Source organism: Pseudomonas sp. NBRC 111130, from assembly GCF_001320485.1.
GTDB classification, from domain to species: domain Bacteria; phylum Pseudomonadota; class Gammaproteobacteria; order Pseudomonadales; family Pseudomonadaceae; genus Aquipseudomonas; species Aquipseudomonas vlassakiae.
On record NZ_BCBG01000015.1, the window covers coordinates 112,131 to 137,304 of the forward strand.

The following is a 25,174-nucleotide window of genomic DNA, read 5'->3' on the forward strand; positions in this document are numbered from 1 at the left end:
TCAACAACCTATAGCCACTATAGAGTCAAGCGTTTTTGGAGATTGCGATGAAAATTGGCCAGCTGGCTAAAATTTCGAACTGTCAGGTCGTTACGATTAGGTACTACGAACGCGAGGGGCTTCTGCCTGATCCTGCACGAAGCGGGGGAAATTATCGGCTTTACTCTCAGCAGCACGTAGATCGATTGGCTTTCATCAGAAACTGCAGAACGCTCGACATGACCCTGGAAGAAATACGTCGCTTGTTAAGCTACAGAGACCGCCCGTCCAGCAGTTGCGCCGGTGTCAACGAGCTCGTTGATAAGCATATCCAGCACGTCAGGGATCGCATTGCCTGCTTGCAGGTGTTGCAGTTGCAATTGGTGGAGCTGAGGCAAAGCTGTAACGACGGTCGCGAGGCTGCGGCTTGTCAGATCCTTCAGCAGCTCACAGTTAGCCAGTAATCAGGATGGTTACTCGGCATGCAGTCGTTGCCGAGCGTGACTGTTCCTACGGAAATGGCCCGTGAGCACTTAGACGGCCCGTTACATTGTGTAGGCGGAGGATGATCGCCACCAGGGCCCTGCCCACTTGTGACAAGCTTTATTGTGCCCCCAGCAGCCTTTCCACCAGCTCGAATACCAGGACGCCGATGAGGGGTACTTGGCCTGAGACGCATCAGGCTGGGTAGGCGGCGACATTAATCGACTCTAGGTTCGTTCGGATAAAGGCGCACCAATGGGGCAACCGAAGACGCTGAGCTGCAATTGCTGTACGGGCGCTCAGTCAGTCCATGGTGGAATCTGGTCGCCGGGGTCCGTCAGGGTTTCAAAACGGAATCCTCACAGACCTAGGCAGCCTTTAGTATTCAGGGCGTTACTGAATCGTCCCAGTTTTGTAGATACCTCCAAACCTAATAACGATGCCCAAAGATTGGTGAAATGGTGCTTGCACTACAGGGGGTAGTTGAAAAGCGCCAAGAAACGGCTGAAATTGACAGCGGCAATGGCAAGGCCGCTCAGTACGATAACTGTCGTGTAGATCGGGTGGTCTTTGACGATTTCAATTAACACAACAGGATGCACCCCGTTCCGCTCGTACCATCTGGATTTAGTCTTCAAGGACTTTTCATGTGTACGCTCGAAGAAGTTCGCAAACATATCGAGCTTCCTGAGGGTCGATTGATGCATTTTTATGTACTCAGCGTTCACAAAGGCGGCAGCCTCATCAGCGCCGGGCAGTGCGTCTTGGTCGCTGGCATTATTGAGTTCAGCCAACGCCATGATCCTGCCTTTCCTTCCCCTGCTATCGGCATGCGGGGCATAGTTTCTTCCATATAACGCAACCAGCTCACGCGCAAGGTCAACCTTCTTGTCATCCGGCAGCTCTACGGGTTTGCCCCCGAGCACCCGAAAGCGATGCTCAAGCGCAAAGAACCCGAAATTTTCGTCTCGCATGTTCCAATGCAGGAACCGACAATCCTTGTGCTTATCAAGCCATTGGAAAAAGCCTTTCAGCATCGACTTTTCGAATTTATTGAGCTCTGCTTGCATGCTGGAGAGCTGTTTGCTGAGCTCTGCTTCTTTATGGATGGACCACGATTTGGTTTGGCCGGTTTTTAGGTTCCGTGTGGCGATGGATGTCACACGTTTCGACTCCCCCGTATCATTTTCATAAAACGATTCGCAGGAGTAGTGAATTACGTAAACTCGGTTCGCGTCGAGGTAGAGGTCTTCGATTAACGCTCTGCTCCTTTTGCGATCCTTTACCCGATCTAGCTCTGCTCCCACACCTTCCCCCTCAACCCAATGCACTGTAGGCGAAGCTGGAGATTTTGCCCTCAAATGTGGGTACCCGCTAGATTCACCCCTAGCTTTGCCTTTGACTCTTCCTGATCGTATACCGCTTGGGGATAATCAGCCGGCTTTGTCTTGGCGGATCGCCCTGCAAATCGACGTGGCCTTCACCAAGCCGCTTCCAATGCCGGCCGTCAGAACGTAGGACCACTCGCTTCCGCCGAAGCTGGCTGGTGGGCGTGAGCCAACAGGCGTATCCTACAAGTGCTTGCTCCGAGACTTGTTGGCCTACAGCCTCCCCTTGGAGACATCTGATAGCCCGCCGCTGAGGCGGGCTTCTTTGCTATCAGATCGCTGCGCCTCTGGTTTGCTAGCTGCCCAAGCTAGGCTCTGCCAGAGCGCATGTCCATCAGCGGTCTACCCGCCTCCCTAAGCACGACGATTATCGACGTACCCAAATCCTTAATCAGGCGCATGGAAAGCAGGCGGAGGCTTGGCGAAATTCGCTTACGCAGCCATTGCTTCGCAGGATTCTGCGCAGGTCATGCAGGCCTGGGCGCATTGCTGACAGTGGTCTGCCTTATGCTTACCGCACTCCTCCCCGCAGGCCCGGCAAATTTTGGCGCATAGGGCACAAAGCTCTTTGGCCAGCATGCTTTCTCGTGCCATCAAGGTAGCCGCAAGGTTGCACATATCTGCGCAATCTCTGTCCAGCTTGATGCAGTCAGCCATCATTTTTACATCTTGTTCTTGTAGGCAGGCTGACGCACAGCCTTCACAGGCCAGCGCACAGCGCAGGCATTCCGAGATGCATTCTTCAAAGCGACTGTTCATGGTCATATCTCCGGTATCGGGTCGATTTGATGCCAGTGCACCGTCTCATGACGGTACGTAGCGTTCGACCTGACGGGGTCCTGAAGATTGATTACATTTCTGTAAGCTTGTCCGAATCCTCTCGGTGTGAAGGCGTGCCCGATCATTTAAGGCTTGAACATCACTGCTTATGAATGCTCACGATCTTCGCGACGCTTCCTTCCATACGGAACCCAAATTTCACCTTGTCTCCTACGTTCAAGCCCTTCAGCTGTGCAGGCTCAGCATGGAAACCCATGGTCATCGCCGGCCATTTGAGCTCTGCTACCGGGCCGTGGGCCAATGTGATTTTTCCGCTTTGAGGATCCAGCGCCTTTATTGCCCCTTCAGCATGCGCGGTGGGTGCCGCCTGGGTGCCTTGGCCTCCTTCGGCGGAAGCTGGCATGTTCTTCATGTCCATACCATCCATGTCCTGGGCATGCACACTGGCGGCGAAAGCTGTGACCAGGGCTGCGATGACGATTAGCTTTTTCATTGGTTTTCTCCTGAGGGGTTGGGGGTAGTGACAGTAAGTTCGCGGCGACGGATCAGCCAGTACGCCGCAGGTATTACAAACAGGGAGAGCAACGGAGCGGTTAGCATGCCGCCGACCATGGGCACCGCGATGCGACTCATGACCTCGCTGCCGGTACCGCTGCTCCAGAGGATGGGCAGCAGGCCTGCAACGATGACTGCCACGGTCATTGCCTTGGGTCTGATGCGCTGCACCGCACCCTCACGGATTGCGCCGAGCAGCGCTGCTCGTGTGGTTTCGCCACTGGCCTGACGCTCAGCCCAAGCGTTATTCAGGTAAATGAGCATGATCACCCCAAACTCCGCAGCTACGCCGGCCAAGGCAATGAAACCAACGCCTGTGGCCACCGACAGGTTGTAGCCCAGCAGGTACAGCAGCCAAACGCCTCCGGTTAGCGCGAACGGTAGCGTGCCCATGATGAGTAGCGCCTCACCGAGGCGCCCAAAAGTCAGGTAGAGCAGCACGAAGATGATGGCCAGCGTCGCCGGCACCACCCAGGCCAGGCGTGCGTTAGCGCGCTCCAAGTATTCGAACTGCCCGGAGTAACTCAAGCTCATGCCCGGATCGAGCTTTACCTCGGTGTCGATCACCTGCCGCAGGTCTGCCACAACAGACGATAGGTCTCTGCCGCGCACATCGATGTACACCCAGCCCGAGGGGCGAGCATTCTCGCTCTTGAGCATGGGCGGGCCATCGGCAATATGTATGCGAGCCACGGTGCCAAGCGTCAGCTGGCCCCCCTGCGACGTGTAGATCGGCAGCTGACGCAACCCCTCCACGGAATCACGCCATTCTCGTGGATAGCGCACGCTAATGGGATAGCGAGCTAACCCTTCAACCGTTTCCCCAATGGTTTCGCCACCTATGGCACCGGCGACAATAGCCTGTACGTCGGTAATGTTCAGGCCATAACGCGCAGCGGCATGGCGGTCGATGTCCAAATCAATGTAGCGACCGCCAGTCAAACGCTCTGCCAGGGCCGAAGTCACTCCAGGCACCTTTTTCGCTGCCCGCTCCACAGCAAGGGTAGCCCGGTCTATCTGGTTCAGATCGCTGCCGGCAACCTTGACGCCGATCGGACTCTTGATGCCGGTTGCCAGCATGTCAATCCGATTGCGGATAGGCGGAATCCAGATATTGGTGAGCCCAGGCACACGCACGATACGGTCAAGCTCTTCGATTAGCTTCTCAGTGGTCATACCTGGACGCCATTCACTCTTGGGCTTGAGCCGCACGGTGGTCTCGAACATCTCCAGCGGTGCAGGGTCAGTGGCCGATTCGGCGCGGCCGGCCTTACCAAAGACGCTGGCTACCTCGGGGACTGTACGAATCAAGCGATCCGTTCGCTGCAACAGCTCTGAAGCTTTCTGCGCGGAGAGTCCAGGCAAGGCTGAAGGCATGTAGAGCAGATCACCTTCATCAAGTGGGGGAAGAAACTCGCCACCCAGATGGTTCAAGGGCCACAGACTGCTGAGCAGGATGAGCAATGCTCCAGCGAGGGTAAGCAAGGGCCGGCGCAGGACGACCTCCAATGCCGGACGGTACAGCCGGATGAGGCCCCGGTTGAGCGGGTTGCTCTGTTCCGCAGGCAGTGGCCCTCTGATCCAATACCCCATCAGCACCGGTATCAGGGTCACCGATAGCGCAGCCGCCGCTGCCATCGCGTAGGTCTTGGTAAAGGCCAGGGGGGCAAAGAGGCGGCCCTCCTGGGCTTGCAGCGTGAACACCGGGATGAACGAGAGCGTGATGATCATGAGGCTGAAGAACAGCGCTGGTCCAACCTCGACGGCCGCCTCCGTCATTACGTTCCAATGCGCTTCGCCCCGCAAAGGTTGACCAGGATGCTGGGCATGCCAGGCCTCTACACGTTTGTGGGCGTTCTCGATCATGACCACGGCAGCGTCCACCATTGCACCGATGGCAATAGCGATTCCGCCAAGGGACATGATGTTGGCGTTGATACCCTGATGACGCATGACGATCAGCGCAATCAGGATTCCCACGGGCAGCGACACGATGGCCACCAGCGACGAGCGCAGGTGCCAGAGAAACGCTGCGCATACCAACGCCACTACCACAAACTCCTCGACCAGTTTGTGACTGAGGTTCTCCACAGCACGGTCGATCAGCTGGCTGCGGTCGTAGACGGTGACAAGCTCCACCCCGGCAGGCAGGCCTTTCTTCAGGGTTTCGAGCTTGGCCTTGACGTGCGCGATGGCCTCACGAGCATTCTTGCCGCTGCGCAGGATAACCACTCCACCTACGGCTTCACCGAGGCCGTCCAGTTCACCTATGCCTCTGCGGGCTTCCGGACCTATCTGCACCGTAGCGACATCGCCTAAGTTCACCGGCACGCCCTTGGTAGCCAGTCGCAGAGGGATCGCTCTGAAATCGTCCAGCGATCCTAGGTAGCCGGCCGCACGAACCATGAATTCTGCTTCGCCTTGCTCCAGCACACCACCGCCGGTCTCTTGGTTGGCCTTACCTATAGCCTCTATCACCTCAGCTTGGGTGATACCGAGGCTGGCCATGCGAAGCGGATCGAGGAGGACTTGGTATTGCTTGACCATACCGCCGATGGTGGCCACCTCAGCGACATCCGGCAGGGTCTTGAGCTCATAGCGCAGGAACCAGTCCTGCAGGCTGCGCAGTTGCGACAGGTCATGGCCACCGTTGCGATCGACCAGCGCATACTGATAAATCCACCCGACTCCGGTGGCGTCCGGTCCGAGTACCGGCTTGGCTGCCGCAGGTAATCGCGATTGTGCCTGGCTCAGGTACTCAAGAACCCGAGAGCGCGCCCAATACAGATCGGTGCCGTCCTCGAACAGCACGTAGACGAAGCTGTCACCGAAGGCGGAGAAGCCGCGTACCGTTTTGGCCTCCGGAACCGAGAGCATTGTGGTGGTCAGCGGATAGGTCACCTGATTCTCAACGATCTGAGGAGCCTGACCTGGGTAGGACGTGCGGATGATCACCTGTACATCCGACAGGTCGGGCAAGGCGTCGATTGGCAGACTGCGCACCGAGACGAAGCCCCATGCCACCAGAAACAGCGTAGCAAGCAGCACCAGTACCCGGTTGCCTACCGACCAGCGGATCAGTTTGGCAATCATGGTTGGCCCTCCAACACTTTGATCTGCTCAACCACCATGCCCTCGTCGCGTTCGCGTATGCCAAAGCGAATCTGTGCACCGACCTTGAGGCCATCAAGGAGCGACTGATCAGCCACCGGGAAGGTCATGGTCATCCCAGGCATACCCAGGGTGAGGAAGGGACCATGGTCAACGGTGAGCTGGGCTCCATCTATCTGCACGATACGGCCGTTCGCTTCATGTAAGGCGGGCCCCGCTTTTGGCTGAACGTCTGGCGCCGTCGCCGCTTCGATGCCTTTCAAATTAGCTTCGGAGTCCAGTAGGAATTGCCCCGACGCGACGATGCGCTGACCTGCCTGAAGGCCCTGCAACACCGCAACTTGCCCCTTGCTCTCCTGACCCAACACAACTTCCACCGGTCGGAAGCGACCACCTTCTTCAGCCAGCATCACCAGATCCCGCTTGCCGGTGCGTATGACCGCCTCGGCAGGCACCAAGAGGCTCTGCTCGGAAGACACGCCGGGATTGAGAGCCACTTGAGCGGTCATCCCAGGACGAAGCCGTCCATCCGGGTTGGGCAACTCGATACGCAGGCGCAACGTGCGGCTTTGCAAATCGGCATCAGCCAACAGCGCGGTCAACTTGCCCGGTACCGGATCGCCTGGGAAAGCTGGCAATTGCGCTTGCACAGGCTGGCCTTCGCGCAGGCCTTGAGCCTGGGCTTCTGGCACAGCGGCTTCCAGCCAGACGTTGGCCACTCCGTTGATCCTTGCCAAGGTAGTCCCCGGCGTCAGCGTCATGCCGGGTCGCAGATCGAGAACCTGGATGACACCGGCAGTGGGCGCGGAAAGTGTGACCGAGAGCTGTACCTTTCCAGTGCTCGCGACCCGGTTGATCAGGTAGACCGGCATGCCGGAGAGCAGGAGCCGCTGTCGTGCCGCCGCCGTCAGCTGAGCGTCGCCGGAATGCCGCAACGCCAGATATTCCTCCTGCAAACCAGCCCACTCCGGGGTCAGCACATCGGCTAGGGGAGCCCCTTTAGCAACTATATCCCCCGCCGCCCGGCCATATACGCGTTCGACGTAACCGCCAGTACGGGCCTGCAACACGCTGAAGTCGCGTTCGTCGAACGCCAGAACGCCGCTCACGCTCAGGGATCGTTCAAGCCTGCCAGCCATCACCGTTGCCAATCGCATCCCGAGATTTTGCTGGAGCCCAGCCGAGACCTGAACCGCAGGCTGCCCCTTGTCATCCGTCTCGTCTGAATACTTGGGCACGAGCGGCATGTCCATGAACGGCGACTTTCCGGGTGCCGGGAAATGCTGCTGGGGATACATCGGGTCGTACCAGTACAGCGCTTTTTGCTCACCTACTGGCTGCGATGGGGTAACCGTGCCCCGTCCTCCTAGCCAGAAGCCCGCGCCTGCTCCAATAGCAAGGGCAGCAGCCACAACCAAACCAATCGACCTATTCCTCATGCCCGCACCTCTCCATATACGAAATGCAGACGCGCTGCTGTTGCAGCCAACTGTCCTTGCAGATCCACATCCTGTAACAGCGCTTCCACGCGTTGCCGACGTGCCGACAGCACTTCACTCAACGGCGACTTACCGGCGCGGTAGTCCGCCAGAGCGAGGCGTACCCGGTCCTCGGCCAGAGGTAGAAGCGTCTCGCGACTGCGCCGCACCGCCCGCTGCAAACGTTGGTACTCGGCAAGGTCTGTTTCAAGCTGGGCTTGATGCTCGCGCAGGGCTGCATCCTGCTCATCCTCCAACTGGCGAACTTGTGCGCGTCGCGCCGCAATCATCGGGTCTTGCCGGGAGCCGGTGAACAACGGCAACTGGAAGCTGACTTGCAGGCTGACCATGTTGCTGAAGTCCGGGCCACGACGCTGATAATCCACCCCCCAAGACCAATCCGACTTCTTTTCTGCCTGGGCCTGGTGTACCTGGGCTTGCGCCTCGCGTGTCATGGCGTTGTAGGTATTGAGCTCCGGATGGGCATGTACGGAGTGCAGGTATTCAGCTGCGTCTACAGGCCAGAGTGGGAACGTCGGCGCCCCTACTTCGGCGTCCTGCCCAATCCAGCGCTTCAGCGCGGATCGCGCTTGAGCTGCCTGACTCAATAAAACATCCTTCTGCTCGTCCAACTGCGCCAATTCCTGTTTCGGAGCCAGCGTATCGGCCGTCGAGCCTGCGCCTCCGGCCAGGCGCGCCCGCACCGTAGAAGCCAGCAGCTGGTTTTCTTTGTAGAAAGCGTCGAACTGTTCAAGTTTTCGCTGCACGGTGTACGCATTAACCCAAGCCTGCGCGGTTGCCGCTCGAATCTTCAGGCGCTCGAAGACCGCCTCAGCATCGGCTCGCTCGACCGTGGCCTGAGCTGTCTCTACGCGAGCTTTACGCTTGTCCCGGTTCGGTACGTCCTGGGACAGGCCAACCACCTGCATGGTCATGAAGTCTCTGTTCATGCTCCAGCGATCAGCGCCTTCAATCGGCAGGTTTTGTACCCCAAGATTCAAGCGCGGGTCGGGTAGTTCGCCCGCTGGAATGACTAAGTTGCGCGCAGCTGATGCCTGCTCCTGGCGGGCTTGTAGAGAGGGAGCGTTGCGTTCAGCCAGTTGCAGCGCTTCATCCAGCGACAGCGTTGCAGCCTGTGCTGAGACAGCCGGCAGCAGTATGAAAAGGACGGCAGTGGAAGTTCGTCCCTGAAAACGTTGGGGAGTCATGAGAATGATTCCTCGAAAGATCAGCGCCCAGGCGCGTGCCATCGGCCCGCTGCTAGGCAGAACGATGGTGTGAAATTAAGAGGGAGTCAGACGCGGGGAGGACGCCATGGATCGGGGGGAGAACCTGTTGCTATGCCTACAGCGTAGGTATCGGCAGGTCGTGGCTTGGCATAGGTCAGTCCAGGCGTCAGGAAGCTGAGCTGCACTGTGCTGGCAGTTCTGCACTCCTGGCCTACCTTGCAGGATTTGGCATGGTCACCAGTCTTGCCCGGCTCTTGGTCCTGGCAGCAGTCATGGTCCATGCCCGCCATCATTTCCATGCCCATGGTCTGCATTGGACAAGGTTCAGTCGCCGAATCGATGCCCGCCATCCCGTTAAGCGGAAGCGCCACGATAAGCATCAGGATGGTGAGCAGTCGAATGAAGCGTTTCATGATGGGCGAGTATAGGTTACCGGGATGAATTCAGCATTAAGAGGCTTCACCAATCAACCGCTTGGAGGCTGGAAGGCTGATGTAAAAGGTTGTGAATCCCTCCGCTGAAGTACACCAAATTCGTCCGCTGTGAGCCTCGATGATGGAGCGTGTTATCGACAGGCCCAGACCTGCATTGCTTGGTCCACCTTCGCGTCTGGCTGGATCAGCCCGATAGAACCGGTCGAAGATCTTGCCAATGTGCTGAGGATCGATGGTTACTCCGCTGTTACGTATGGACAACGTCACGTTTTCACGTGTTTGCTCGATCTGCACTGATATCTCGTTGCCTTCCGGGGTGTAGCGCAACGCGTTCGATAAAAGGTTGGAAAGCGCTCGGTCAATCATCAGGCGATCGCCACGAACCTTGCCACGACCTTGTAGGGTCATCTGAATGCTCCGGTCCTCGGCCAGGAACTGGTAGTACTCGAACAGCTTGGATACCAGTTCGGAGAGGTCCACATCGACCTGCTCGGGCACGATGAGACCGTTATCCGCCTTGGCAAGGAAAAGCATGTCATCGATCATGCGCGACATGCGCTTAAGGTCCTCCAGATTCGAATAGAGGTTTTCCTCATAGGCATCCAGGTCACGCTTCTTGGTGAGCACCACTTCGGTATGGGTCAGTAGGTTGCTGACCGGCGTTCTCAACTCGTGAGCGATATCGGCAGAAAAGTTGGACAACCGAACGAATGCATCCTCCAACCGTCCCAGCATCCCGTTGAAAGACAGGATGAGCTCCTGAAGCTCTAGCGGTACGGGCTCCAGCGGAATGCGCTCGCGGAGCGATCTTGCCGACATCCCGGTGGCCACTTTGGTGATTTGTCCAACAGGCCGAAGCCCACTCTTGGCAACGACCCAGCCCAAGCCTGCGCTCACAATCGCGCTGATCACCAAGCCGATGCCGAACCACCATTGCAGGGTGATAAAGAAATGCGCGTGAGTGGTGACATCGAGCATCAGCACGGCCGTCACCGGTTCCGGCTCACCCGCGATGATTAACTGGGCGGTGATACCCCGGAAGTTCTGCGCTTCATCCTGCCATTCCCAAACTGCGCCCCGGTGCGCCTGCTCGAACTGCTCAGGAATTTGTGAAGCCTTGGGTTCTGAAAAAAGGACCGTTCCGTCAGTTTTGGTGATTTTCGCCGAAAGATCCTGATGTGCGCCGAGCAACGCCCGCAGCTGCTGCTCCTGATCGTCGAGCCCGCCTCGCGCTGCTGAGATGGACAGGATATGACGCGTTGACTCCAGCTTTTCGGAGAGTGCCTGCTCATCCAGCATCCGGAAATGGTGTTGGCTGAGTCCGTAGAAAGCCACGCCGGCAACGACCAAGACAGCAGTCACCGCGAACATGAACATCAGGGTCAGTCGCTTGACGAGCGATGATTGTGGGCGCATTACTCGGGCACATCCATCATGTAGCCCATGCCTCGGGCGGTATGGATGAGCTTTGGCGCGAAGTCGTCATCAATCTTGGCCCGCAGTCGGCGAATCGCGACCTCGATCACGTTGGTGTCACTGTCGAAGTTCATGTCCCAGACCTGAGAAGCGATCAGCGACTTGGGGAGCACCTCGCCGCGTCGGCGCATGAGCAGCTCCAATAGGGAAAATTCCTTGGCGGTAAGGTCGATCCGCTTGCCGTTTCGCGTAGCCCGACGCTTGAGCAGGTCCACCTCAAGGTCTGCCATCTTCATGGTGGTTTGAGCAGAAGCACCGTTGCCTCTGCGCAGCAACGTGCGAACCCGAGCCAGCAGCTCCGAGAATGCGAAGGGCTTCACCAGGTAATCATCAGCGCCCAGCTCCAAACCTTTCACACGATCGTCTACGCCATCACGGGCCGTCAAGAAAAGGACCGGTACATCCTTAGCCGCTGCACGGATCTTGCGCAGGACCTCCCAGCCATCAAGCCCCGGCATCATCACGTCGAGAATTAGCAAGTCATACACTTCGCTCTGCGCCTGTTGCAGGGCGTCAGTGCCTGTCATCACCCGGTCAACGGTGAAGCCAGCTTCTGTCAAGCCTTGCTGGAGGTAGACACCGGTTTTCGGCTCATCTTCGGCTACGAGTAATTTCATCTGCTCTCATCCACGCGGGGTGCATCTCCAGTTTGCAGGAAAAAAGACGCCCAACCAGAAGCTGACGGAAAAGTAATGTCGAGCTCAGTTTTCTGACAGCACCGCGAGGCTAACTTGACCCTGTACCTGACGCCATGAGGCGCAGAAGCCACTGAGGATCTTCAGATGAACATGGTCAAAGCAATTGTGATGATCGTTACCTTCGGCATGGCAGGCATCGCCCTGGCAGAGGGCGGCGCGGACCGGACCTTTGCGCGGATGGAAGCGGCTCGCCAAAGCTCCATGCAAGCCTACCAGGTTGCGCAGGAGAAGAAAGAGCAGGCGCCAGTCGCCGCCCAGTCCGGCAAGCACGCGGGCCACGAGAGCTGCTGATCCGAGCTTACAGAAATGTAATCACCCCGGAATCTGAACTATGGCAGTTTCAGACTACGGCCTCTCATCAGCCTCGCGCAGTGGCAAAAGTCTACGAGACTGGTGAGAGCTCCAATGAACCCAAGGGCTGCGCCATCGAGCAGCCTGGATATCAGCGATCTACCTGACTGGACGCAACGGCATGCAAAGCAAAACCACGAGACGATCTTTCGTCAAAGGCCTGGCCGCTACCGGACTTCTGGGTGGGCTCGGCATGTGGCGCGCGCCGGTCTGGGCCGTGACCAGCCCTGGCCAACCGAACGTGCTCAGCGGCACGGACTTCGATCTGTATATCGGTGACCTGCCCGTCAACATCACGGGCTCAGCTCGTACGGCCATGGCCATCAACGGCTCCGTGCCAGGGCCAATCCTGCGATGGCGCGAAGGCGACACCGTGACGCTGCGCGTACGCAACCGGTTGAAACAGGACACCTCCATTCACTGGCACGGCATCATCCTGCCCGCCAACATGGACGGTGTGCCGGGCTTGAGCTTCCACGGCATCGCTCCCGATGGCATGTACGAATACAAGTTCAAGGTCCACCAAAACGGTACTTACTGGTATCACAGCCACTCTGGCTTCCAGGAACAGTCCGGCGTTTATGGTGCTCTGGTGATCGATGCCAAAGATCCCGAGCCGTTTGTGTATGACCGCGATTACGTCGTCATGCTCAGCGATTGGACGGATGAAGACCCGGCGCGGGTGCTCTCCAAACTCAAGCAGCAATCTGACTACTACAACTTCCACAAGCGCACAGTTGGCGACTTCGTTGACGATGTGAGCGAGAAAGGCTGGTCGGCCGCTGTAGCGGATCGGAAGATGTGGGCTGAAATGAAGATGAGCCCCACCGACCTCGCTGACGTGAGCGGGTATACCTACACCTACCTCATGAACGGCCAGGCTCCGAACGGCAACTGGACGGGAATCTTCAAGCCCGGCGAGAAAATCCGCCTGCGCTTTATCAACGGCTCGGCCATGACCTATTTCGATGTCCGGATTCCTGGGCTGAAGATGACGGTTGTGGCTGCCGACGGCCAGTACGTCAAACCCGTATCGGTCGATGAGTTCCGGATCGCCGTTGCGGAAACCTACGATGTCATCGTCGAACCTGAAACCGAGCAGGCCTATACGATCTTCGCGCAGTCCATGGACCGTACCGGGTACTCCCGAGGCACCCTGGCAGTTCGTGAAGGCTTGCAAGCGCCCGTGCCGGAGGTAGATCCGCGCCCGATCATCGCCATGAGCGACATGGGCATGGACCACGGCAGCATGGGCGGAATGGATCACGGCAGCATGGCCGGCATGGACCACAGCAAGATGGCTGGCATGGACCATGGCAGCATGGCCGGCATGGACCACAGCAAGATGGCTGGCATGGGTCATGAGGGCATGGCCGGCATGAGCGGTGCAATGCAGAGCCATCCAGCTTCCGAGACCAACAACCCGTTGGTCGATATGCAGACCATGTCGCCGACCCCGAAGCTGAACGATCCGGGAATTGGCCTGCGCAACAACGGACGCCGAGTGCTGACCTACGCCGATTTGCGGAGCACCTTCATCGATCCCGATGGTCGAGAGCCTGGACGGACAATCGAACTGCACCTTACCGGCCACATGGAGAAGTTCGCGTGGTCGTTCGACGGTATCAAATTCTCCGACGCTGAACCGCTGCGGTTGAAATATGGCGAGCGTCTTCGCATCACCTTGGTCAACGACACCATGATGACTCACCCCATCCATCTCCACGGTATGTGGAGTGATCTGGAGGACGAGAACGGCAACTTCATGGTTCGCAAGCACACCATCGACATGCCACCTGGCTCAAAACGAAGCTATCGCGTCACCGCAGATGCCTTGGGACGTTGGGCCTATCACTGTCACCTACTGTTCCACATGGAAATGGGCATGTTCCGAGAAGTCCGTGTGGACGAATGAACTGGAGATCTGAGATGAGCAAACCAATGAAACGAAGCGCCTTTTTCCTTTCTGCTGCGATGGTAGGCATGCTGGCTATTTATGCCCCGTCGTCGTGGTCCAGCGACAACCATGATCAGCACTCACAGAAATCCACCGAGGCAAGCAAAGCCAAAGGCTCGCAGAACAAGCAGGGCCAAGGGATGAACCATGAAGGCATGGACCATGGTTCCATGGAAGGTATGGATCACGGCTCGATGAAGGGGATGGACCATGGTTCGATGGAGGGCATGGACCACGACAAAATGATGGAATCGCATGGCAGCGACAAAGCTAAGGCAGGAAAAGATGGCCAATAGCTTTGGGCGGCCTTCGCTGCTGGCCTTGACAGTTTCAATCGGCATGCTGGGCGTAACGCCCAGCTTCGCCGCTGAAGTAATGGATCATTCGGGCATGGATCATTCGAATATGGGGCACGGTTCCATGCAAATGGATGCTGCTCCGTCCGAATCGATGCCGGCGATGGATCACAGCAAGATGGGGGTTAGCAAACAGCAGAAACAGACTGCCCCTGTTGATCACAGCCAGATGGGGCATGCTCAAAGCCAGAGCAAATCCAGCCCGGTGGACCATAGCAAGATGGACCATGGAAACATGAAGGGCATGGATCACGGTTCGATGAAGGGTATGGACCATTCACAGATGAACCATGATTCAGCGACTTCTCCAACCACAACAAGCCGCACGCCGATTCCAGTGCTCACCGAAGCCGACCGTGAGGCAGCCTTTCCGCCTTTGGGTGGACATCAGGTGCACGACAGCGGAATCAACAGTTTCTTCCTGTTGGACCAACTCGAATACCAGGACGCCGATGAGGGCAGCACCCTGGCCTGGGACGCTTCAGGCTGGGTAGGCGGTGACATTAATCGACTCTGGGTTCGTTCGGAAGGCGAGCGCACCAATGGGGTAACCGAAGACGCCGAGATGCAATTGCTTTACGGCCGCTCGGTCAGTCCATGGTGGGATGTGGTCGCCGGGGTCCGTCAGGATTTCAAACCGGAATCCCCACAGACCTGGGCAGCCTTTGGTATTCAGGGCATGGCCTTGTATGACTTCGAGGCCGAAGCCACGGCGTTCATAGGCGAGAACGGCCAGACTGCTGCGCGTCTTGAGGGCGAATACGACATCCTGCTGACCAATCGCTTGATTTTGCAGCCCACGGCCGAGGCGAACTTCTATGGCAAGAACGATCCTGAGCGCGGTGTTGGCTCGGGTCTGGCCAATACCGAAGTCGGGCTGCGTCTACGGTATGAAATTGTCCGCCAGTTTGCTCCATACATAGGCGTTACCTGGAGCCGCTCCTACGGCAACACCGCTGACTTCATCCGAGACGAGGGCGGAGATGTTAATGAGGCACGCTTCGTTGCCGGTATCAGGATGTGGTTCTGAGAATTCCAACATGAAAAGAACAATTACAACGCTGCTCGTGGCCGGTGCTGTCGGAAGTGCTGCTGTATTGGGCACGGCGTATTTCGGCTTGGTGAATGTCGGCGCCGATGATCCTCACTTTCCGGCTGTCCATTCGTTTCTCGCCATGGCTCGCGACCGGTCGATTGAGGTTCGAGCGCGAGACATTGAAGTGCCTGACCTAAAGAATGCCGCGTTGATCAAGGCAGGAGCAGGCAACTACAACGCCATGTGCATTGGGTGCCACCTCGCCCCAGGCGTTGGGAAGACTGAACTAAGCCAAGCGCTATATCCGTCGCCACCTGACCTCACCAAGGTCGGTGTCGGAGGCGATCCGGCCGCCGCATTCTGGACGATCAAACACGGTATCAAAGCCACCGGCATGCCCGCTTGGGGCAAGAGCATGGGTGACGAGTACATCTGGGGAATCGTCGCGTTCCTGGACCAACTGCCTCAAATGAATCCTGAGCAGTACAAGGCTCTAGTGGCCACGAGCGGTGGCCACCAGCACGGCGGCGGTGAAAGCGATATGCACAACCATGAGGGCCAGCACGGCGTAGGCGGTCGTGCCGAGCATGGTGATCACGACGAAGCGGCAGACGACGATCATGCCCAGGCAGCTCACGACCACGGAACTGCACCCGCAGGCTCCGCCCAAGCGGCAGATCATCACGGTGACCACAATGCGGTCGAGGCCCATTCGGATGGCCACCCGGCATCGTCGCCTAAGACGCATGTTCACAAAGACGGTAAGGAGCACACTCATGCCAACTAACCAGGTATTCGTTCGGCTAGCCGCTATCGCTGGGCTTCTGGTGACCTCTGCGGCCTACGCTGCCGAGCCATTGTCCATCGACGTTCACCGAGACGCGAACTGCGGTTGCTGCAAGAAGTGGATTGCGCACCTGGAAGCTAATGGTTTCAAAGTGATCGACCATGTTGAGACGGACATGAGCGCAGTGAAACAGAAGCTGGGCGTAGCGCCACGGTTAGCGTCCTGCCACACAGCTGTGATCGACGGAAAGTTTGTCGAAGGTCACGTGCCAGCTGAGCAGATTCGAGAACTCAGGGGGCGGTACGATCTGGCCGGGATCGCCGTACCAGGAATGCCAGCTGGATCCCCAGGCATGGAGGTTGATGGCGTAAGCCATGCCTACCAAGTCATTGGTTTAACCAAAAGCGGCGAGGACCAAGTAGTCGCCAACTATCCGGCCAAATAACTCATCGACCCGAAGGACGGCAGTAGGCTGACTGCCGTCCCATGTGCTCCGCTAGAAAGCTTCATCTGCTCAACACGACGATACAGTGGGCCTGCAAAAGGTAGCTAATCAGATTCACGGCACTCGCGTACTGGCTTGAGTACGATACCGCCGTTGATGAGCTCGATGGAGAGTATGTCGCCCGTCGTGAGCCCCAGCTCGCGCAGAAAATTGTCGGGTAATTCCACAATGACATCGCCGGAGCCGTCGCCAGGATCAAGGCACTTTACCGTGGTGCGCACTGATTCAGTCATTAGGCTCTCCTGTCTGAGCTACCAATCCTCATCGTACTCCCCGAGTCATGTAAGCCGGTCACCAGGCGATCAATCGCCGGAATTGACGCTTCAACCCGGCTTTTTATCAGCGTAAGCCCTGTCCGCTCGCTGAATGCTCAGTTCTGGCCCCGGCAACCGACTCCAGCGGTCCGGTATTCAAGGATTTTCACGTCTCCGTTGGAATCCTCGTAGTTCATCTGTGCCGGCATCACGTCGCAACTCGCCTTGGTCGATGTCATGCTGATTACCCTCGCCACGTCGAGCCGCATCCCGTAGTGATAATGGATCACCTCAGGTGGCTTCTTACCATTGGCGGCTGCATAAGCTCGCATAGCTTGCTCATTGGCCTGAATCATCTTCCCGTATAGACGGTCGGATCCTCCTTCGGCAAGCGCGGCTGAGGAGGCCACTATGGCCAGGATCGCGGTGATGCTTTTGATGACTTTCATTTCAATCACTCCACTAGACGTGACTGAAGATTAAGGTTTTGTCGCTGTCAATTGAGTGATACGGGGATTACAAGGTTGTAAGTCCCGCTTGTTGAAGACGGTAACGTTGCGTCTTCACCGCATACCAATTTCCACTCAGGCTAACTACTGGTAGACACCCACGCGTAGACGTTCAAGATAGTCCGCTACCACGCTGAACCCGAGCGCCGTGTCGAGCATTTCGAAGGGTACAAAACCCATCAAATGACCGCACGGTCTGCAAAGCCACTGCTCCGCGAGCATCTGAGAGCCAAATGCCTTCGATGCAAGCTCCAGTCCTTTTGCATATTGGAACGCCACCGCGCTCTGCTGGGTGTCCAGGCGATGGGCCTGATCGGGATGGCTCAGACGGTGAATGCTTCTGGTCGATCTTCCTGTGATTCTCCCAACGAGGTTCCGAGCCTTGAACAGGCTCGATGACTCGACCATGCACTTTACGTCGCTGAAAAAAAAACCTGCTTGGACTAGACGCAGGAGCTCCAGCTGGCTCAACTCGTCAGGGTGGGTATGAACCAGGTGGAATGTCGGTGGAAAGGCCTGCGATTCAACAGGTGGGCGCGTGCTTGTAGGATTCACTACATCGACCTCCTCTTGTGCGTGGCTGCCGGACTGGAGCCATTTTGATTCCTAAGCACGTCCGACGCCCTTTCACCTTCACACCTTAGCCCAACACGATCAATAATGTGGATGCAATACCGGTATCCTCTAACTAAAATAGCTTACCGCTCGTCTAGCAACGGGTATCAGAACCTTATTTCATGAAAATTTTTGCACCATTACCTGGAGAATATATCGCATCAGCGCTTAAGCGCGGCAATGAGCTTCTAGGTATTAAATCCTTAAAAACTGAAGATTTCTATATAAAACCGATACCTCGTGCTGGCTTCGGGATAAATAAAACCTTTGGCCCCCTGCAAACAGAGTGGCGGCCGCATCAAGAATTTCATTACCCAAAGCTACTGAACGAACACAAAATTTCGGAATTAGCTCTGAATAATCACACTTTGTATCCTATGATAGCCGCCCTCGGGCGTCATCGAGCGACCGCAATCGTTACACCGAAGACTTGGGCAAAAGTTTGTCCAGATTGTGTTCGCGAGGACCTGCATAATTGTGGAACCCCCTACATTCATTGCAGGCACGTGTTGGGCTCTGTACAGGTTTGCAGCACTCATGCCTGTACTCTAATCGAGACATGTCCGTCCTGCTCAATGCCACTAAAAAAGCACGATATTGGTCACCTAGCCAAGTGTAGCAAACACAACAAATGGCCAAGACGTCAAAAACGAGAATTCGGATCAACCCGCTATATGTACGCAAAATTTGTCGCAGATCTTTTGGACTATCGCGGCCCGATGATCAATGATGGAGTGGCAGGCTTTGTCGCATATGCAAGTCTCATGATAAGTCGCACTTATGCATTCGATAAAACCGAGCTAAATATTTCCAAACTTATCAAAAAGGAAATGGGAATAGATTCAAAACTTACTAACACAAATATTGCCACCAGCGACAAATATCCTATCTATGTGTTTTTAGGATGCAACACCGCTGAAAACTATTTCAATTTGCTAAATAACAAGAGCGAGCAAGAAGCTCTGCGAGAGAAGAAGAGATCTATATTCAATAAACTTTTGTACGAGGCCAATAGAACTAATCCCTATCGTCACGTATCTGCCTAAGAACTTCATGATCGGAGACGCGAGATATCCGTATTCCTGCATAACGGTAGAGAACACTCATCGCACAGTTTTCAGTCAGAGAATATTCTCGAATTGCCCACCGAATTTTACGTAGCTGGTGGTCATGAGTAGATTCAAGCAAATCCGCCATCAACCCTATGCTCATCGGAAAGTTTTGTGGCATTTTGAGGAGAGCTGAACCGTTTATGACACCCCTGCATAGAGCAGCACGGGTGACCTGCTGAGGCTTTCCGTCTACAGAAAGAATGATCGTCTTCGCTTTAGCGAGCTGCAACGCAAGGGCCGAGTCCCTGGATTGCCAATCGACCAAAATTCTTTGGTCTCTGTGGTAGGGGTTCGCAGCAACATAACGAGCCAACCATTCCCTGTCGTTGCGGTACAACCACTGATAACCCGGCTTGTCATGACATTTGAGGTTCGCACTTTTTGCAAAGGCTATTCGCCGGGCGTGAAGGTCATCGTCCTGCATGAGGTGCTGCGATTTATCACGCCGGACCCCAACACCGGCGCAAATATCGGCGTCCAGACGGTAGGGCTTCAGGTGTTCCAGCCCTAGATCAAGGAGCCAGCAGAGAAAATAGAACTTTAAGGGCTGCACGATTCGACCGTGTCGCCGCAACATCTGAAAGACCCAGTCAGCGGATCTGACTATTTCTTCAAACTCGGCGGCGCTAGGACTGCACCGAAGTCGTCTGGTTAAGAAATCTCTCAGCATCTGCTCTCTAATTCGTCCAGACCTGATAAAGCCCATCTCATCCAAACGTTTCCTGAGCAAATTTCCAGCCTGAATCGTTTTCATCTCATCGGGATGGTCGAGCCCCCACAACTGCATGCGGGCAATGGCAACGGCCCCAGTGTGGTCACCGCAGTCCATAACCGGCGTTCCAGCAGATTCCCCCGGAAGCAACATACAACGCCAGTCCGACCCTCCGGGAAATGTCATTGCTTGTAGTACATCGCTGTGGCGTGGACAGACGCAAACGCCCGAAGCCTGGTGAATGCGGTGCCAATAGGCTAGGCCGCACTCCAGAATGTCCTCTCTCACACAGCTCTCGCAATACCTAAACGAGGCGTGTTGGAGGAAGCGCGATGCTGTAATGCCCAAGGCCATCTTGAGGCCTGTCCCTCGATTACCTCCCATCAGAATGGCGGCGTCGCGGCCTTTCTCGTCATTTAAAAAAGGCAAATAAAGCGGTAAAAGCGTGAAGCGCTCGATCAGCTGTCTTACAGAAATGGCACCTCCCAGACGCTCTGACAGAGCCCCTAAGCAGCACGGCAGGATAGAACCGCATGTACGCGAGTAGCTGCCGAAGAGCTCTTGGCTCGTCACGCGGTATCCCGGATTCGCCGCTAGCTTGTGATAGCGAACGGCCAGGCTATAGAGCGACTCATCCGGAAACGGCTTTGGAAAGCACAACAGAAGATCAGCCATTACCCTGAACTCCCTGCCTCATGTCACCAGGAAGAATCTCTATCCACCCAGCCGCGCTGTTCGAGCTGATCCTGGAGGTCTTCGTGCTTCGAAAAATGCACGTTATCTAACGCGCCATCAGCAACCGGTACGACCGTACGATTTGGAGCCTTCGGAACCGATTTATCTTCGGCTAGAGGTGGAGGAGTAATCGCGGCTTGTGTAAGTAGCGAAAGATGAGCCCTGTCCGCCCGGCGAGCCAAGTCGTAGCTCATCATTTGGGCGATTTGGTCTTTTGTAGGCATCATGTCCTCGAAATCAGCAATCTGAAGTGGATCACCGCTTCGTAGGGCCTCGATGGGCTTGTGCAAAAGCCTCATTTGACTGTCATACACCTGCTGAAGCACCAGTGGCGTAATGGTGTCGATGCCCTCCCAAATTACATGGCGCTGCGCAAGCATAAGCAGTTTTGCTAAGAAATCTGTATTGCCCTGAGTGAGATCATAGATCTTGGACAGGAGCTCATTCGTCAGGGGAGCGCAGGATGCCGTCCAGTCATAGGCCCAGAGCTGGGACACCAAGTGCTCCCAAAACGGATCGTCTTCGCTGAATCGGTCAAAAGCGATTGGCCCCATTCCCGCCGCTCTTCGGGCATTGCGCAGCACACCTGAAAATAGCGGAAGCATTGCGTTGGTCCCTACATAGACAAGCGGAACGCCCGCATCGTTGGATAAAGTTACGAAGAAATTCAGCAACTTTTCTCGATCCTGCCCACCCCGCGACGAGCAAAGATGCTGCATTTCATCAATTATTAAAGCACCGATGAAAAAGGTTTTGCACAGCTGACTGATGTGCTGGAGCATTACGCTAATGCTGTTGGCGGCGCCACCTCTTCGCGAGTATTTTTCGACTCCTAACGCAGCATCCAGGGCGGAGAAGAATGCTGCACAAAAACCGCGCAACGAGCCGTCATGCGGGCACTCAATCTTAAGCCATACAACCTGGGTTTCGATGAGAATCGCGTCTTTATATCGGCTGTGACTGATAACCTGCGGATAAAGCCTTGCTATGGAATTAAGCGCTGTGGTCTTGCCCATACCACTCAGGCCGATGAGGGTCATCGTCTCAGCGGTAGACATGAATCCATGGCCTTTGGCTTCCGCTGAGGAAGGCAACCGATGCCTAACGGAGGAGGCCAACAGAGGATTGCGGCCCGTATATCCGTAGCGAATCAACTGGCTGAAGAGGTCTTCAAGACGCAGGTGGATTTCAAATGGAACCACAACATCTTTCAGCCGGTTGATCCCATGGCCGCGAAGCTTCGGGGGCAACGCTCGTTCGGCCTCGTCGGGCTTTGGAGGAAGGTTCCCAACGCGCCTAACCACGTCAACATCCGAAAGAATTCTAGGCAAGCATTCGATCAGCGGGTTCCCATCGTACAGAGGCATGCCTGTAGGAATGTATTCTGCGGGGGAGAAGGTCAAATCGTTCATGTCTCAGCCTCGCTTCCCTCGCTGACCACTAGTTTCAGAAACGCCGCACTTCTCGCGGAACTGGGCCTGCCGGTGACTAGCTTAGAATTCTCTGCCACAGGAGACGTGTTATCCACAACGCGTAGCTGATTCAGATCAGCGGTATGGGAGTCGCGCTCGGTCTGAGCTTCGATAGCACGCTTGGCACGTTTGTCCCGCTTGAAATCTGCATTCGATTTCGGGTCACCCTGTGCGGCACGTTTGGATTTGGCCCGGTCAAGGATTTCCTCTTGTCGTCCCCTTACCAGCGCCGCAGTATTATCACTGTCGTAACGGGCATCAGGCGAAACCTGGTTCAAGACATGGATCATATCAAGAACCTCCTCCATACGGAGTCCACCATATTTCTGTCTTTGGTGCGGTACAATAGTTAAAGCCTCAAAACCTGCTTCGGACTTGATCCAACAGTTTTCAATAGAGTTAGGATCATAGAATACTCGAACATATTTCGTCCGCAGGTTATGCGAGCGCTCCAACCACTCCTCACGCAATGCTGTTTGACATGTATACTGTACTCCTTGGAAAACAATACCGCCTCGACTGATACGACACTCCTGAGATGGCAATAAGGCAATTTTTAACTCAGCCGGAGATACTACTTTTGAATTGATTGGGCTATTAGCCTTCGACCATTTCCAAACTGCAATAGGCGTGGCTTCTACACCGTCAGCAATCATCTCGCGATTTAAAAGGTGTGGTATTCGTAGGCTTTTATTGTGCGCCAAGACTCCTACAATAACCATTTCGGTGAACTCGTCGATATCCAAAACCGCATCGAGTTGGTAGTCCCTATCGCCACGCTCCATCTTGCGAGCATCCACACCGCCTGGAATAAATTTCAAGTCGAGGTGTTCATTGATGAGACGGAAGCGGCTCTCAATGATCCCTTTCCAATCAGGCCTGAAGGGAGGCAAAATTTCCACCGCTAGCCCCAAGCTTTGCGATAGCGTTGCCCCTGCCTCGCTTAGAAGCTCAGCCCGGTCAGCAACAATTTCGACTGGCAGGTGCGAGCATGGCCAGTCCGCCTCATCGATATCAACATTGTATCGCTTGCAAAATTCAACCTTTGGGGTGCAAGCGTTGTATATCGCGTGTCGAGCCCCGTTCCAGCTGGGTCCCTCAAGGCCCACGTGAATCCCTACAATCATTCTAGTATAGGTATCGACAACCACATAAAGTATGGGGCGCCCAATGAGCCATAGCCTGTTAACGCGATGCACTAAATAGACATCAGCGATGGTTGAATCTATCTCGTATCGGTGGGCTGCCCCCATCAGGCCTTGGGACGCTGAACCAACGATAGCACGATGATCCTTGTTGTATCGGACAGAACCGCCACGCACCTTAAGCTTATAAAGATCATCGAAAAACAGTTTACCGTGATATCTAAGCTGGGTAGTAGTCGGGTAACTGCCGCGTACAATATTTCCTTTCGAGCCATCTGGGAGAGTCTCTCTATAAAATTTGTTTAACATCCACTTATGGGCATCTTTAAGGGTGCCACATTTGCCGCTGGCGACCCGCCCGTAAGCCAAACGGATATGAGAGAGATGGCGCTGCTCAAGCGTGATGGCCCCATCATCATTGACAACAACACCAAGATACTTACGCGGCCTACCGGGGATAATGCCTGAGGATCGATCCTTTTTCTTCCCTCGACCACCGCAAGCGCTAGTGTTCCAAAGAAACGCGTTAGGCGTTTGACCCATGCTCCAGTAGCGGTATAGGAGCCGGTATATCTGCTTACGCTCTACTCCTGTCTCTAAGGCATGCCTAGCAACAAGCCCTCCGAATCCCGGCCCAAGAATTTCCAAGGCGGAGCGATCTTCTACTAAACCCCTTAGAAGGTTCCAATTTCGATTACGGCTAGCTTTTTCATTTTCACTAATTTCATCATCGCTTCTGAGCAGATGTAAAGGGACCATTTCTTGACTTAAGACTGCGCGCCCTGAATCAATATCGTCAATCAAAACGGACTTATCAATCGGCCACGGCTTGCTGGGATTCGTACTCAGCTCAATCACAACAACAGAATCATTATTTATACCCAATACCCTAACCGCTTTTTTTAGTAGGCTAGGTTCTACGCCAGGCGTAACAATGCTGTTTACCTTAAGATCAAGCATGATGGGAAATCTCGGTTGGCGGAGACAAAGCCGCTGACCTGTGGCTCGGCCATACGTGCAACGGCTGCGACAAGCTTATTACTTTCGAGGTAAGATCAGACTCTAAACGACCGATCCATAGCAGGTGATGGAAGAGACGCTTTATGCCCATATACTCAATGTATAGGTCACGAGACGCCTTCTCCAAAAGAACTTTTAGCGGTATTTGATCAGTCTTTGTTCCCTCGATGTATTCAAGCAAGTTGTCGATATTCTTCTCTGTCGGCAACGAGGGATGGATACTGGCGTACGTCCTGAGAATTCTGAGGTTTGCTATTTTTGTCTTCGGGAGGTTTTCGTGCAAAACCAGCTTCCAGTCAACGCCCCTTATTGACCAGTATTTTTTTTCAATGGCTAGCTTTTCAGCTATTCGATTCCGAGCATGAAGATCAGCCTGCTCTAATTCCTTTCGATATTTCACTGAGCGAGCGGCTAGCCGGGCTTCGCCAGAGGTATCCACAAAGGTAATGAGGAAGTCCGTCGTCATAACGACAGGTGTTTGCGTGCCAGGATATACAGGGTGTCGACAGTTAATGCTTGAGGCAATTGCTTGGGTCTCAGCCTGTGTCAACAGGGGATACTGCTCTCGGATATCGATGATCGAGGCATCATGCTCAAGAATGGTGAGGTAATCTCGCTCTGCATTGGACAGCAGGTGGTGAGTGCGATGAATTTTTACTCCCGCGATCATATGAGAGACACCCTTTGATTTGATATCCCACACCTGGATCCACGGTTTATAGGAATCTCTCACTCCATTTCCACGACCCGATTGAATTTTTTTATCTATTTTTGACTGGGTCATCAGCAAGCGATGCGCAGCCTTGACCGGAGCTATGGGCACAGATGCCATGTTCGAGACGCTCATGATTGGGCGATCCGCTCGACTAGGACGAGGACGAGGACGGCTGGCGTGCAATGAGGACACGCCAGAGAGCGGGCTCAGCCAGGACAACAGTCACAGCGATGCGTAGGGGATTGTCACCCGAATCTCCAGGGCTTGGCTCCGGTCCGATGT

At 55.4% G+C, this 25,174-nt stretch carries 24 protein-coding genes and 1 pseudogene; 9 read left to right on the forward strand and 16 right to left on the reverse strand.

All coding sequences use genetic code 11. From position 1 onward, the window contains the following. Positions 1-47 precede the first annotated feature (47 nt). Both cadR and APH33_RS26500 read left to right on the forward strand, forming a co-directional pair. Positions 48-443 carry a Cd(II)/Pb(II)-responsive transcriptional regulator gene (gene cadR, locus APH33_RS09135; protein WP_054884819.1) on the forward strand — a complete coding sequence of 132 codons (396 nt, stop codon included), beginning with the start codon at positions 48-50 and terminating at the stop codon, positions 441-443. A 166-nt stretch (positions 444-609) separates the two neighbouring features. After that, a pseudogene (locus APH33_RS26500) lies at positions 610-830 on the forward strand (copper resistance protein B); the annotation flags it as partial. Positions 831-932: 102 nt separating this feature from the next. Here APH33_RS26500 and APH33_RS09140 read toward each other — a convergent pair. The 9 genes from APH33_RS09140 to APH33_RS09180 all read right to left on the reverse strand — a co-directional run bounded on the left by APH33_RS09140 (position 933) and on the right by APH33_RS09180 (position 11,530). Further along, positions 933-1,625, reverse strand: a complete 693-nt coding sequence (locus APH33_RS09140; protein ID WP_177332370.1) for a hypothetical protein — start codon at positions 1,623-1,625, stop codon at positions 933-935. Between the two features lie 657 nt (positions 1,626-2,282). Next, positions 2,283-2,609 carry a four-helix bundle copper-binding protein gene (locus tag APH33_RS09145; protein WP_371263243.1) on the reverse strand — a complete coding sequence of 109 codons (327 nt, stop codon included), beginning with the start codon at positions 2,607-2,609 and terminating at the stop codon, positions 2,283-2,285. 160 nt (positions 2,610-2,769) lie between these two features. Then, complete coding sequence (locus APH33_RS09150) at positions 2,770-3,123, reverse strand: copper-binding protein (RefSeq protein ID WP_023048565.1); 354 nt, start codon at positions 3,121-3,123, stop codon at positions 2,770-2,772. Further along, on the reverse strand, positions 3,120-6,278 hold the full coding sequence (locus APH33_RS09155; RefSeq protein WP_054884820.1) for an efflux RND transporter permease subunit: 3,159 nt from the start codon (positions 6,276-6,278) through the stop codon (positions 3,120-3,122). The genes APH33_RS09150 and APH33_RS09155 overlap by 4 nt, the downstream gene beginning before the upstream one ends. Continuing rightward, entirely contained in the window at positions 6,275-7,735 is a 1,461-nt protein-coding gene (locus tag APH33_RS09160; protein WP_054884821.1) for an efflux RND transporter periplasmic adaptor subunit, read from the reverse strand. Before APH33_RS09160 ends, APH33_RS09155 begins: the two co-directional genes overlap by 4 nt. Next, entirely contained in the window at positions 7,732-8,982 is a 1,251-nt protein-coding gene (locus APH33_RS09165) for a TolC family protein (protein WP_054884822.1), read from the reverse strand. Before APH33_RS09165 ends, APH33_RS09160 begins: the two co-directional genes overlap by 4 nt. Positions 8,983-9,068: 86 nt before the next feature. Then, complete coding sequence (locus APH33_RS09170; protein WP_023048569.1) at positions 9,069-9,416, reverse strand: hypothetical protein; 348 nt, start codon at positions 9,414-9,416, stop codon at positions 9,069-9,071. A 36-nt stretch (positions 9,417-9,452) separates the two neighbouring features. Then, positions 9,453-10,853 carry a heavy metal sensor histidine kinase gene (locus APH33_RS09175; RefSeq protein ID WP_054884823.1) on the reverse strand — a complete coding sequence of 467 codons (1,401 nt, stop codon included), beginning with the start codon at positions 10,851-10,853 and terminating at the stop codon, positions 9,453-9,455. Then, positions 10,853-11,530: a heavy metal response regulator transcription factor gene (locus APH33_RS09180; RefSeq protein WP_054884824.1), complete on the reverse strand. Its 678-nt coding sequence runs from the start codon at positions 11,528-11,530 to the stop codon at positions 10,853-10,855. Before APH33_RS09180 ends, APH33_RS09175 begins: the two co-directional genes overlap by 1 nt. Before the next feature lie 165 nt (positions 11,531-11,695). Here APH33_RS09180 and APH33_RS09185 point away from each other — a divergent pair, with 165 nt between their 5' ends. The 6 genes from APH33_RS09185 to APH33_RS09210 all read left to right on the forward strand — a co-directional run bounded on the left by APH33_RS09185 (position 11,696) and on the right by APH33_RS09210 (position 16,543). Then, a complete protein-coding gene (locus APH33_RS09185; protein ID WP_054884825.1) occupies positions 11,696-11,902 on the forward strand; it encodes a co-regulatory protein PtrA N-terminal domain-containing protein in 207 nt (68 codons plus the stop codon). A 181-nt stretch (positions 11,903-12,083) separates the two neighbouring features. After that, positions 12,084-13,877 (forward strand): copper resistance system multicopper oxidase, encoded by a 1,794-nt coding sequence (locus APH33_RS09190; RefSeq protein WP_054884826.1) that lies wholly within the window; start codon positions 12,084-12,086, stop codon positions 13,875-13,877. 14 nt (positions 13,878-13,891) lie between these two features. After that, entirely contained in the window at positions 13,892-14,215 is a 324-nt protein-coding gene (locus APH33_RS09195) for a hypothetical protein (RefSeq protein ID WP_082433519.1), read from the forward strand. Next, positions 14,205-15,305, forward strand: coding sequence for a copper resistance protein B (locus APH33_RS09200; RefSeq protein ID WP_054884828.1), 1,101 nt, complete (start codon positions 14,205-14,207; stop codon positions 15,303-15,305). Before APH33_RS09195 ends, APH33_RS09200 begins: the two co-directional genes overlap by 11 nt. Positions 15,306-15,315: 10 nt before the next feature. Beyond that, positions 15,316-16,098 (forward strand): cytochrome c, encoded by a 783-nt coding sequence (locus tag APH33_RS26505; protein ID WP_082433520.1) that lies wholly within the window; start codon positions 15,316-15,318, stop codon positions 16,096-16,098. Then, positions 16,088-16,543 carry a DUF411 domain-containing protein gene (locus APH33_RS09210; RefSeq protein ID WP_054884830.1) on the forward strand — a complete coding sequence of 152 codons (456 nt, stop codon included), beginning with the start codon at positions 16,088-16,090 and terminating at the stop codon, positions 16,541-16,543. The genes APH33_RS26505 and APH33_RS09210 overlap by 11 nt, the downstream gene beginning before the upstream one ends. Positions 16,544-16,647: 104 nt before the next feature. Here the strand turns inward: APH33_RS09210 and APH33_RS09215 are convergent, their stop codons facing one another. From APH33_RS09215 to APH33_RS27940, 3 genes are all read right to left on the reverse strand, one after another. Beyond that, on the reverse strand, positions 16,648-16,836 hold the full coding sequence (locus APH33_RS09215; RefSeq protein WP_054884831.1) for an AbrB/MazE/SpoVT family DNA-binding domain-containing protein: 189 nt from the start codon (positions 16,834-16,836) through the stop codon (positions 16,648-16,650). Between the two features lie 137 nt (positions 16,837-16,973). Beyond that, complete coding sequence (locus APH33_RS09220) at positions 16,974-17,306, reverse strand: DUF2790 domain-containing protein (RefSeq protein ID WP_054884832.1); 333 nt, start codon at positions 17,304-17,306, stop codon at positions 16,974-16,976. 144 nt (positions 17,307-17,450) lie between these two features. Continuing rightward, complete coding sequence (locus APH33_RS27940) at positions 17,451-17,774, reverse strand: antitoxin Xre/MbcA/ParS toxin-binding domain-containing protein (protein WP_054884855.1); 324 nt, start codon at positions 17,772-17,774, stop codon at positions 17,451-17,453. Between the two features lie 329 nt (positions 17,775-18,103). Between APH33_RS27940 and APH33_RS27190 the strand changes: the two genes are divergently transcribed. Then, positions 18,104-19,027, forward strand: coding sequence for a TniQ family protein (locus APH33_RS27190; RefSeq protein WP_143524268.1), 924 nt, complete (start codon positions 18,104-18,106; stop codon positions 19,025-19,027). Here APH33_RS27190 and APH33_RS09230 read toward each other — a convergent pair. The 4 genes from APH33_RS09230 to APH33_RS09250 are packed head-to-tail and all read right to left on the reverse strand — an operon-like array spanning position 18,999 to position 25,009. Continuing rightward, entirely contained in the window at positions 18,999-20,480 is a 1,482-nt protein-coding gene (locus APH33_RS09230) for a TniQ family protein (RefSeq protein WP_054884833.1), read from the reverse strand. The two genes, APH33_RS27190 and APH33_RS09230, sit on opposite strands and share 29 nt — an antisense overlap. 23 nt (positions 20,481-20,503) lie before the next feature. Next, entirely contained in the window at positions 20,504-21,952 is a 1,449-nt protein-coding gene (locus tag APH33_RS09235) for an ATP-binding protein (RefSeq protein WP_054884834.1), read from the reverse strand. Beyond that, the gene (locus APH33_RS26510) at positions 21,949-24,117 is read right to left on the reverse strand and encodes a Mu transposase C-terminal domain-containing protein (RefSeq protein WP_082433521.1); all 2,169 of its coding nucleotides are present in this window, start codon (positions 24,115-24,117) and stop codon (positions 21,949-21,951) included. The genes APH33_RS09235 and APH33_RS26510 overlap by 4 nt, the downstream gene beginning before the upstream one ends. Continuing rightward, positions 24,110-25,009: a TnsA endonuclease N-terminal domain-containing protein gene (locus tag APH33_RS09250; protein WP_054884837.1), complete on the reverse strand. Its 900-nt coding sequence runs from the start codon at positions 25,007-25,009 to the stop codon at positions 24,110-24,112. The genes APH33_RS26510 and APH33_RS09250 overlap by 8 nt, the downstream gene beginning before the upstream one ends. Positions 25,010-25,174 lie beyond the last annotated feature (165 nt).